This is a genomic window from Candidatus Dormiibacterota bacterium, assembly GCA_036495095.1.
GTDB lineage: Bacteria > Chloroflexota > Dormibacteria > Aeolococcales > Aeolococcaceae > CF-96.
In genome coordinates this window covers 1-9,842 of record DASXNK010000147.1, presented here as the reverse complement: position 1 = coordinate 9,842, position 9,842 = coordinate 1, and the positions used below count along the sequence as shown (strand labels likewise).

The window sequence follows — 9,842 nt, the reverse complement described above, 5'->3', positions numbered from 1 at the left end:
CCTGACCAGGCTGGTGCGCTCGTCGAGCTCGCTCGCCGACGGCGTGGAGCACATGTGTCAGGCGGCTCTCGCGGCCGGCTCTCGGGACAACGTGACCGCAGTCGCATGCCGACTCTCCTGAGGCTGCCCGCGTTCAGGCAGGAACTGGAACGGCCCGTCATGTCCGTGGGGCTCGACGGCACGCGGCTTGAAGCCGCTCTCGCAGGTGGCGATCGGCGGCCCGACCGCCCCGTCGGCCTCCGGCCAGGGCGCCGACGACATCACCGAGACCTCTAGGTCTGGGCGAGCTTCGCCAGCCGTCGCCGCGGCTCCTCCAGCGACCGCGCGTGCCGCTCCATCCCCGCCCATGGATCGCCCTCCCGCGCGACCCTCTCGGGCACCGTCCGCAGCGTGAATCCCCGGGCGTCGAACCCGGGCTCGTCGAGCTCCTCCCATCGCAGCGGGGTGGCGACCGGCGCCCCCCGCAGCGGGCGCACCGAGTACGGCGCCACCGCGGTCTGTGCGTAGCCGCCGCGCAGGACGTCGAGGTACAGGCGGCTCCCGCGCCGCTCCTTGCTCCACTCGAGGGTGAGCGCCGAGGGCATCCGGGCGACCAGCACCTCGGCGACGCCCCGAGCGAAGCCGCGCACCTCCTCGATCCCCGCCCCACCGTCGAGGGGGGTCACGACATGGAGCCCGCGCGACCCGGTCGTCTTCACGTACGCGGGCAGGTGGAGCTCGTCGAGCAGCTCGCGCACCGCCCGGGCCGCGTCACCCACCTGGTCGAAGCCCTCGGTGGACGGGTCGAGGTCGAACATCAGCTGGTCGGGCGACTCGAGATGCCCCACCCGGCTGAGCCAGGCATGCAGGGTGATGCACGACTGGTTGGCGAGGTGCACCAGGGTCGCGGGCTCGTCGGCGATGGCGTGCACGACGGTGCCGCCCTCCTTCCGCACCTCGACGCGGTGCACCCAGTCCGGCAGCCTGCTCGCGTCCTTCTGCATGAACCCCGGCCGGTCGATGCCGTTCGGGAAACGCTGCAGCATCAGCGGGCGCCCGAGAATGTGGGGGATCATGTGCGGCGCCATCGCGGCGTGGTACTCGGCCAGGTCCTGCTTGGTGATCCCGTCCTCGGGGAAGAGCACCCGGTCCGGATGGGTCACCTCGACGGCCCGCCCTCCCACGGTGAGGGTGAGCGTGCTCACCCGGGCGTCTCCAGGGCGCGCTCGCGCACCACCTCCGCGGCCGGCTTGTCGTCACGCAGCCCGACGAACCGGGGATGGCGCAGCCGTCCGTCCCCGGTCCACTCGGTGAACTCGACCTCCGCGACCAGCTCGGGCCGTACCCAGTGGACCCCCGCCTGCCGTCCCGCGGCCCCGGCGAAGGGGTTCTGCGGCTGCTCCAGGGCGTCGAGCCGGGAGCGGAGCTCCCCCAGCGTGGCGGTGTCGTACCCGGTGCCCACCTTGCCCGCGTACACGAGGCGGCCGCCGTCGTGGTGGCCGAGGAGGAGGGCGCCGAAGCCGACCCGGCTCCCCCTCGGATCGGTGAAGCCGCCCACCACCATCTCCTGCCGGTTGCTGCACTTCAACTTCAGCCAGTCGCGGGAGCGGCCGGCCACGTAGGGGGAGTCGGCGCGCTTGGCGACCAGGCCCTCCCACCCCCGGCGACACGCCTCCTCGACGAACCGCTCGCCGTCGCGGTCACGGTGCACGGTGAAGCGCAGCGGCGAGCCGAAGGTCAGCGCCCGCCGCAGCAGCGACTTGCGGTGGCGCAGCGGCACCCCGGTGACGTCGTGGCCGTCGAGGTGGAGCACGTCGAAGAGGAAGTAGGTGACGGCGACGCCGCTGCGCCGGGCGAGCGCGGGGTCGCTGATGCCGATGCGCCGCTGGAGCCGGGCGAAGCTGGTCCGGTCCCCCTCGAAGGCGACCACCTCGCCGTCGACGACCAGCTCATGCTCCGTCGCCGCCGCGAGCGCGCCGGCGATCTCCGGGTAGGTGCCGTCGAGCCTGCGCCGGTTGCGCGAGAGCAGCCGCACCCCGGCGTCGCTCAGGAACCCCAGGCAGCGCTCGCCGTCGAGCTTGCGCTCGAAGATCCAGTCGGGGCTGCTGAAGCGCCGCTGGGTGAGGGTGGCCAGCATCGGCGGAATCCACTCGGGCTGCGGGGAGGACCGCACCTGGGCCCGCACCTCCGGCGGCAGCGCCGCAAGGAGGTCGTCGGTCGGGGCCCCGGCCCTCATGCCCCCATGACGATGTGATGCTTCATGCCTCACCCGAGATGATAGGGCGCCTGACTCAGGGCAACGGCGCGTCGGCGACGATCAGGGCGTAGGTGCCCAGGCCGATGATCCGCTCGCCCGCGACCGTCCCCGACTGCCCGAGATCCACCGCGACGATGGCTCCCGAGTCCGGGTCCACGTCGACGTCCTCGCCCTTGCCGAGTGCCGTCCCGGATGCGCTGAGCACGAGCTTGCCCGTGACCTGGAACTCCCGGGAGGCGGCCCGCTCCTCGGTCTCGTCCGCCGGCGGCCGGAGACGGCTCGCGTTGCCGACGGTCACCGCGTCGGCGCCGACGGCGTGGAGGTCGGTCCAGGAGACGAAGGAAGCGTCGCCCTTCACCTTGCTCAACCGCAATGCCACGATGGCCTGCTTCCCGGCGTCGATGACGTAGGTGTCGACCCTGCCGAGCGTCTCGGCGTCCTCCAGGTTGACCACCTTGCGCCCGTGGAGGTCCGTGAAGCGCATCAGCCGCCCTGCCGGAGCCTGGCTCTGAAGGCGTCGACCGCCGCCCCGAAGCCGGTGAGGTCGTCGCCGACGAACTCCGTCGCCGCGCCGGGCACGATGAGGTGCTCGCCGGAGACCGCGATGGTGTCGGGCAGCGGGATGAGCACCCGTTCGCCACGGGTGGCCAGCGCTCCCGCAGCCGCCACCTCGTAGCCGACGATGTCGGCGGTCGTACCCACCTCGATGATCACGTCGACCACCTTCCCCAGGTGGGTTCCGGTATCGGTCAGCACCTGGTTGCCGAGGACGTCACGGTCGTCCGGGACACCCCCCGCCCCCAGCCGCTCCGTGGCCTGCAGGGCACCCTCGTCACGGATCATCACCGCGTCCCGCCCCAGGCTGCTGATCGCCGTCCAGGGCAGGGCGTCATCGCGCGAGCGTGAGAAGAGGCCGATGCCTCGGAGGCTGAACCCGATCAGCTTGCCCTTCGAGCTGTCGAAGACCACGTCCTTGAGCTCGGCCACCCGCTCGCCGGCGAGTGTGACAACGGGGCGTCCCTCCAACTCGGTGGCGCGCATCAGGACGCTCATCGTCGCCGCGCCCGCTTCGACGCCCTTGGGCTGATCGAGACGACTCCGCCGGAGCGCCGCCGGCGCTGGATGGCAACGGCCGCGAGGACGGCCATCATCAGCACCACGAGCACGACGATGGCCCATCCGTATGCCGGCATGGATCGAGATCTTAGGATCTCCGTACCCGGCGAGCACGCGCACCGCCCCTCGCCCTCCCCGTCGCAGGCGCTCCGTTTCGGGGGATGCCGGGCGCCGTCGGAGCGTGGGAACGTACCGTCCCGTGCCGATCGCCCGCAGACTCGCCGACGCCGGGTTCGGTGTGCTGCTGGCCGCGCTGGGCCTGCTGATGGAGGTGGCGAGCCGCCTCCACCCCGCCTTCCGCCGCCAGGTCACCCGCGACCTGGTCGTGGAGGTGTCGAGCGCCGGTGGCGCCGCCCATCACTACGCCTTCACCGCCGGCGACCGGCGGGTGGCCTCGCGGCGCGGTCCGGCTCCCGAGCCGACCATCGCCGTCCGCTTCGACTCCTCGCTGCTCGGCCTCCGCTGCCTGCTCTCTCCCCATGCCGTGGGCAGCATCGTCCAGGCCCTGCTCGCGCGGCGGGCCACGGTGCGCGGCAACGCCGTGATCCTGCTCTGGTTCTACGGTCTGACCCGCCTGGTGATCCCGTATGCGCGGCAGCGGCGCCTGGGCACGCCGCTGCCGGGCACGATCATCTCGCCGGATCCGGCCAGCCGCGTCGCCGCACGGACCACCCGCGAGCCCGCCGCCGCCGAGCTGGATCCGGCCTGGACCGACGCCGCCGCCCGCCGTGCCCGGATGGCGATGCTCAGGGTCGCCGCCGGCGAGCGGATCCCGATGTGGTGAGGAGGTGGCCATGAGCGCAGGGCGCCGGCCGGAGCTGAACGACCGCGCCCGCGGCTGGCTGCGGTTCATCTGGGACAAGGCGACCACCGCCGACGACTGGAGCAGCGCCGGCGAGCCCCACCCCTGGTGGGACCGGTACAGCACCCCGCCGCTCTGCTCGCTGGCGCGCTTCGACCTGCACGAGACCGGCTACGTGCTCCCGGTGATGTGCGACATCACCCCCGCCTGGCGCGAGGTGTACACCCGGGTCGCCGACGAGCTGGTGGGGCGCTACACCACCTTCTGGGCGGCGATCGACTGGCTCACCATGATCGGCCACGACCCGGCCGCGGACCGCTACCCGCCCGAGTGGCTCGCCTACATCCCCGAGTATCTGCGGGGTCGCTACGACGCCCCCGGCTGGACGGCCAACGGCGTGGAACCCTGGGGCCTGCAGCCCGACCCCGTCGGTGCCGACGGCAACAACTTCTTCCGTGGGTTCCTCAACCTCCTGCTGTGCTTCCACCGCTACGTCTCCGGCGACGACCGGTGGACCAGGCCGTTCGCGGTCACCGGCTACCAGGACCGTCTGTTCGAGTGGGACCACCACCGTCTCGTGGAGTTCATGCACGACCAGTGGGCGGAGCGTCCCGCCGGAGTGCACTGCGAGAACACCAAGATCTGGCCGTTCTGCGTGAGCGGCGCGGGTCTCGGCCTGCAGCTCTACGACGCCCTCTACGCGAAGTCGACCCACCATCTCCACGACAGCTGGGTGGAGTACGCGCGCCGGCACTACATGGGCCTCGACCGCCGCGGCGGCATCGAATGGTTCGCCTTCTACTACGACCCGATCGAGAAGGCGGTGATGCGGCTGCGCGACGACGTCTCCGCCTACGCCTCGCTGTGCATCACCCCCTACGTCCTTCCCCAGCACCGCGAGTTCGGCTCACTGCTCTACGAGTCGTCGCTGCGCACCCTCGGGTGGGACGACCCCAGGAAGCCGCTCCTCCAGCTCCATCCCGATCCCCGGTTCGCGGTGATCGCGCTGCTGATGGCGCGGGAGATGGGTGATCACGCCACCGAGGCGCGGTTCCGCGAGCTGGCCGAGCGGACCTTCGAGCCGCGCTCCTTCGGCGACGACGGTGACCGGTTCGCGTGGTGGTTCAACCTCGGCGAGGAGCATCCTCGCGGCCAGCTGTGCAGCCTGCTGATGCTCACCGAGCTGGGTGAGCCGGGCGCCTGGGGCCGGGTGTTCACCCAGCCCAACCTCACGAAGTTCGAGCAGCCCACCGTGGAGGGGGTCGACTTCCCCCGGCTCGGGGTCTCGGAGGCGTGGAACGATCTCGAGGCCGGCGCGCTCTGGGTGACGACCTACGCGGCGACCCGGGCCGCGCGCGGGGCCGCGGCCAGCTGGCGGGTGACCCGGCTGCCCGACGCCGGCTCCGTGTCCATCCAGTGCGACGGGAGCGACTTCCCCGGATGGCGGGTGGTGGAGCCGGGGACCATCGAGATCGAGGCCCCGATCGGCGACCACCGGTTTCGCATCGTCACCGGGGAGCACGGTGCCCCCCGGGCGGCAGGCGCGCAGCGCGGCTCGCTCGTCCTTCCCCAGGGCGCTGCGGTGAACGGGTCGAAGACCGGCTACGTTCCCTCCGCTCCGGGAGGTGGATGCTGCGGGTAGGCGGGTGAGCCCGCCGGTTGACATCCATTGTCAACCCGCCGATTGCTGATCGCGCACGCGCCACCGGCGACGAGCATCCCCACGGCATCGTCGCCAATCGTCTCCCGGCGTGCGACCATTCCGGACGGGTCCGGTCAGCATGGGAGAGGGCGGGGCGGAGGACGCCATGCTCCACCGCAGTCGATGCCGGCGATGGGCTGTCGCAGCCTCCGTCGCCGTTCTCTCGGTTCTGGCAGGAACCGGGATGGGCATCGGCATGGGCGTCGTGCGCGCCGCCGTGCTCACGGTGACCACCGCCAACGACAGCGGGCCCGGCTCACTGCGGACGGCGATGGCGGCGGCTGTCAACGGGGACACGATCACCTTCTCGCCGAGCCTCGACGGCACTCCGATCCTGCTCACCGGCGGGGAGATCGACACCGCCACCAGCGTCACCATCACCGGCAACGGCGCCGGCCGGACGATCATCGACGGGAACCACACGAACCGGGTCCTGGCGGTGGTCGCGGGCACCGTCTCGATCTCGGGCGTCACCATCCGCAACGGCGTGGTGGCGTTGAACGGTGTCAACGTCTCCTCCGCCGCAGGACTGCTGGTCGAGGGTGGTGCCACCCTGACGGTCGCCGACAGCACGGTGAACGGGAACACCGTCACGGCGTCGGCGGCCAGCGCCATCGCCCTGGGCGGCGGCCTGGCCGCTCTCAGTGGCGGCCACCTCACCGTCGTGAGGAGCACGGTGAGCGGCAACCGCGCGTCCGCCACCGTCGCGGGCGCGGACGCGGAGGGCGGCGGTATCGAGGCCGACAGCTCGGCGTCTCTCACGGTGCTGAACAGCACGGTGAGCGGCAACACGGCGAGCAACGTCGGCGGCGGCCTGGTGGTGCGCACCGCACCCAGCGTCACCGTCACCAGCTCCACGATCGCCGGCAACGCGGCCCCCCGGGGCAGCGGCGTCGGGTCGAGCGGGGGCGGCGCCGTGCTCCAGGACACGATCGTCAGCAACACCGCCGCGACCAACTGCTCCGCGGGCGCGATCACCTCACGGGGTCACAACCTGGAGAGTGGGACGGGATGCGGATTCACCGGCGGCGGCGACCTCGGGAACACCGATCCCAGGCTCGGACCCCTGCAGAGCAACGGTGGGCCCACCCCGACGCAGGCGCTGCCTGGCGGGAAGCCCGGCGATCGGCGCGGGCGGCGCCTGTCCGGCGGCCGGCGGCGGCACGGACCAGCGTGGGCTGCCGCGCAAGGCGCCGTGCGACATCGGGGCGTTCGAGACGTCGCTCGGCGTGACCCCCAGCCCGGCGGCGACCGGCACATCCAACCCGGCAGCGACGACCACCACGTCCACCACACCGGCGGCACCCACCGCAGCGGCGACGTCCACCCGAAGCATCACCCGCGGCAGAGGGTCCGCCACCTCGACGCCCGGAGCGACCCCGCCGCCGACCTCCTCACCGGTAGCGCCGCGAACCCAGGGTGGTGGTGGCGGTCCGTCGCGATCGGGAGGGCCCTGCCCGCGATGCCCACCGAACCGCTCGCTGCTGGTGGGATCGGTCGAGGGCGTGCGGCAGGTGTCCACCTCGGCTCCGGTCCTGCTGACCAACGCTCTCCTGGCGCTCGGGCTGCTCGTTCTCATCCCCTTCCCCTCGGAGCTGTTCGACAGCACGCTCAAGGCTCACTCGGAGGAGGTGCGGCGCTGGTTCCGCTTCATCCCCCGGGGCCCCGGTGGACCCCGGGCGGGGGCCGGGAGGGTCCGCAGATGGATGGCGTTCTCCGGGTTCACCCTCGCGGCGGCCGCCCTCTATTCGCTGCTCGACCCCGGGCTCGGTCTGGGCTCGCCGTCCCTGGCCCTCTATCTGGGCCTGACCGTGGCCCTGATCGTCGTGACCCTCGGGTTCAACCTGCCGGGGATCCTGCATCTCCGGGCCGTGCACGGTGAGGCGCCCCGGCTCAGGATGCTGCCGTGGACCCTGCCCATCGCCGCGGTGTGCGTTGCGATCTCGAGGGTCGCCGGCGTGCATCCGGGCTATGTCTACGGTCTGCTCGCGGCCTACACCTTCGAGGGTGAGTTCTCGGAGAGGGCCGAGGGTCGCGCGGTCGCACTCTCGACCGCCGTCCTGTTCGGCATCAGCATCGTCGCCTGGCTGGCGTGGACGCCGATCAAGGCCGCTGCGGAGCAGCCCGGCGCGGGTTTCGGCATCCTGCTGCTGGACGCGATGCTGGCGATGATCTTCGTGGTGGGGCTGGAGACCATGGCCTTCGGCCTGGTGCCGCTGCGCTTCCTCGACGGCGAGAAGATCGTCGCCTGGAGCCGCCTGGCCTGGGCGGCACTGTTCGGTGCCGGTGTCTTCGGTCTCCTGCACGTGCTCCTCGACCCTCGCAGCGGATACCTGGCGGAGGCCCGCGGGGGCGTGGTCACGCTGATCCTGCTGTTCGTCGGCTTCGGCGCGGCCTCGGTGACGCTCTGGGCGTACTTCCGCTTCCGTCCGGCGAGGTGACCCGCCTACACCGCCGCCAGGGTCGCCATGTGCACCTCGCGTGCCGCGCGCAGGCCGGAGTCGACCGCCCCCTGGATCCAGCGATGGTTGAGGGAGGCATGCTCGCCGGCGAAGTGGATCCGTCCCTCCGGGGCGATGATGTGCTCGTGGAGGAGCGTCTTCTGGTCGGGGTTGAAGAGCGCGAACGCGCCGCAGCTGAACGGGTCGTCCTGCCACACCTTGCTGGCACCCACCTCGAACTCCTGGAGCACCTGCGGGTGGATCTGGCTGACGTCCTCGAGGGCCTCCGTGACCCTGTCGCTCTCGCTGAGCGACGCCCACCGCTGGGCGTCGTCGGCCCACGTGTAGCTCCCGATGATCACACCTCGCCCGGTCTCGCGCCCATGGTCGGGGTAGTAGACGTTGCGGATGGCCAGATCCGTGACGCTGCCGCCGCCGCGAATCCCGTCGTCGTCCTCCCAGAAGCGGCGCCGGCACTGGAGGAAGATCTTCGTCGACGCGTCGTAGTGCAGCTCGCGGATCGCCTGCCGCTTGCCCGGGGAGAACGGCTGCAGGACCTCGGTGTGGCGGAGGACGCTGAAGGGCACCGTGATGATCGCGTGGTCGCCGGAGACGAGATGCCGTCCGGCTGCGTTCCGGTAGTGCACCGTCACCAGATCCGGTGACTGGTCGAGCGCGACCATGGACGCGCCATAGCGGATGCGATCCTGCAGCGTCGAGGCGAGGGCGAGGGGAAGGCGGTCCATCCCTCCCTCGATCTGCCACATGTCGAGGAACTCCTCGCCGATCTCCTGGAGAAGGAGCTCCACGAAGGATGCGTTCATCCGCGACTCCTGGTTCTCCAGGACACCGAAGCGCTCGATCGCCTCCTCGCTCCAGCCGGCCTCCTTGAGGAACTCACGGGTCGAGTACCGGTCGTACCGGGCGATGACCTCCTCCCACGCCTGCTCGCGTGTCCTGCCCTCGAAGAGGTGCACCAGCGGCGCCAGCACCGTCTGCCACAGCTGGGACGCGGTGACGTCGGCCTCAGCCTCGGAGCAGGAGAAGGAGAGGAGACGCGGCTCCGCGTGGACATCGCTGACCCGGTAGCGCCGGCCGCAGATGTGGTAGTAGGCGTTGGGATTGCCCATGGTGAAGGGCACGAGTGGAAGGCCGAACTTCGCGACGTAGCCCATGACGAGGTGATGCGCCTTGGGAAGACGCATCGCGCCCGCCTCGGCATGCAGACCCGGCGCGAACGGCTCACGCAGCGTGAGGATCCGCCCGCCCACACGGGATCGGCCCTCGAGGATGAGTGGCTCGTGTCCCGCTCTCAGCAGCTCGTACGCCGCGACCAGCCCGGCCATGCCCGCGCCCACGACGATGACGCGCTTCGGCGTCTCGCTGCGCGGCTGCAGCCCGTCCTCGATGATGCCGATGTTGTCCGGCGGGGCGACGGCGCCGGTCACGTGCGGGCTCGTCATGATGCCACCTCGCTCGAGCGGAAGATCCAGGGGTGGATGGGGACCGATGGCCTAGGGTGGTGGCTGATTATCGACGGTGATC

The 9,842-nt window shown here is 71.6% G+C and carries 10 protein-coding genes; 3 read left to right on the top strand and 7 right to left on the bottom strand.

From position 1 onward, the window contains the following. Nucleotides 1-272: 272 nt before the first annotated feature. From ligD (VGL20_15165) to VGL20_15150, 4 genes are read right to left on the bottom strand one after another with little or no spacing between them, the layout of a single operon-like run. Nucleotides 273-1,184, bottom strand: coding sequence for a non-homologous end-joining DNA ligase (gene ligD, locus VGL20_15165; protein ID HEY2705022.1), 912 nt, complete (start codon nt 1,182-1,184; stop codon nt 273-275). After that, nucleotides 1,181-2,215 carry a non-homologous end-joining DNA ligase gene (gene ligD, locus VGL20_15160; protein ID HEY2705021.1) on the bottom strand — a complete coding sequence of 345 codons (1,035 nt, stop codon included), beginning with the start codon at nt 2,213-2,215 and terminating at the stop codon, nt 1,181-1,183. Before ligD (VGL20_15160) ends, ligD (VGL20_15165) begins: the two co-directional genes overlap by 4 nt. Nucleotides 2,216-2,270: 55 nt before the next feature. Continuing rightward, nucleotides 2,271-2,720 carry a hypothetical protein gene (locus VGL20_15155; protein HEY2705020.1) on the bottom strand — a complete coding sequence of 150 codons (450 nt, stop codon included), beginning with the start codon at nt 2,718-2,720 and terminating at the stop codon, nt 2,271-2,273. Continuing rightward, on the bottom strand, nt 2,720-3,289 hold the full coding sequence (locus VGL20_15150; protein HEY2705019.1) for a PRC-barrel domain-containing protein: 570 nt from the start codon (nt 3,287-3,289) through the stop codon (nt 2,720-2,722). The genes VGL20_15155 and VGL20_15150 overlap by 1 nt, the downstream gene beginning before the upstream one ends. Nucleotides 3,290-3,551: 262 nt before the next feature. Here VGL20_15150 and VGL20_15145 point away from each other — a divergent pair, with 262 nt between their 5' ends. Both VGL20_15145 and VGL20_15140 read left to right on the top strand, forming a co-directional pair. Next, the gene (locus VGL20_15145) at nt 3,552-4,136 is read left to right on the top strand and encodes a hypothetical protein (GenBank protein HEY2705018.1); all 585 of its coding nucleotides are present in this window, start codon (nt 3,552-3,554) and stop codon (nt 4,134-4,136) included. 10 nt (nt 4,137-4,146) lie between these two features. Next, nucleotides 4,147-5,796: a hypothetical protein gene (locus VGL20_15140; protein HEY2705017.1), complete on the top strand. Its 1,650-nt coding sequence runs from the start codon at nt 4,147-4,149 to the stop codon at nt 5,794-5,796. A gap of 30 nt (nt 5,797-5,826) precedes the next feature. Here VGL20_15140 and VGL20_15135 read toward each other — a convergent pair whose 3' ends face one another. Beyond that, entirely contained in the window at nt 5,827-6,834 is a 1,008-nt protein-coding gene (locus tag VGL20_15135; protein HEY2705016.1) for a hypothetical protein, read from the bottom strand. 1 nt (nt 6,835) lies between these two features. Beyond that, entirely contained in the window at nt 6,836-7,183 is a 348-nt protein-coding gene (locus tag VGL20_15130) for a hypothetical protein (GenBank protein ID HEY2705015.1), read from the bottom strand. A 160-nt stretch (nt 7,184-7,343) separates the two neighbouring features. Here VGL20_15130 and VGL20_15125 point away from each other — a divergent pair, with 160 nt between their 5' ends. Beyond that, nucleotides 7,344-8,297 carry an FGLLP motif-containing membrane protein gene (locus VGL20_15125; GenBank protein ID HEY2705014.1) on the top strand — a complete coding sequence of 318 codons (954 nt, stop codon included), beginning with the start codon at nt 7,344-7,346 and terminating at the stop codon, nt 8,295-8,297. Between the two features lie 5 nt (nt 8,298-8,302). On the opposite strand, the gene VGL20_15120 is transcribed toward VGL20_15125, so the two are convergent. Then, nucleotides 8,303-9,760 carry a flavin monoamine oxidase family protein gene (locus VGL20_15120; protein HEY2705013.1) on the bottom strand — a complete coding sequence of 486 codons (1,458 nt, stop codon included), beginning with the start codon at nt 9,758-9,760 and terminating at the stop codon, nt 8,303-8,305. Nucleotides 9,761-9,842: the final 82 nt, after the last annotated feature.

Bases quoted from the DNA above. Each gene is read 5' to 3' on its own strand.
- VGL20_15150 (HEY2705019.1), bottom strand. From the start codon at position 3,289: ATGAGCGTCCTGATGCGCGCCACCGAGTTGGAGGGACGCCCCGTTGTC.
- VGL20_15140 (HEY2705017.1), top strand. From the start codon at position 4,147: ATGAGCGCAGGGCGCCGGCCGGAGCTGAACGACCGCGCCCGCGGCTGG.
- VGL20_15155 (HEY2705020.1), bottom strand. From the start codon at position 2,720: ATGCGCTTCACGGACCTCCACGGGCGCAAGGTGGTCAACCTGGAGGAC.
- VGL20_15120 (HEY2705013.1), bottom strand. From the start codon at position 9,760: ATGACGAGCCCGCACGTGACCGGCGCCGTCGCCCCGCCGGACAACATC.
- ligD (HEY2705021.1), bottom strand. From the start codon at position 2,215: ATGAGGGCCGGGGCCCCGACCGACGACCTCCTTGCGGCGCTGCCGCCG.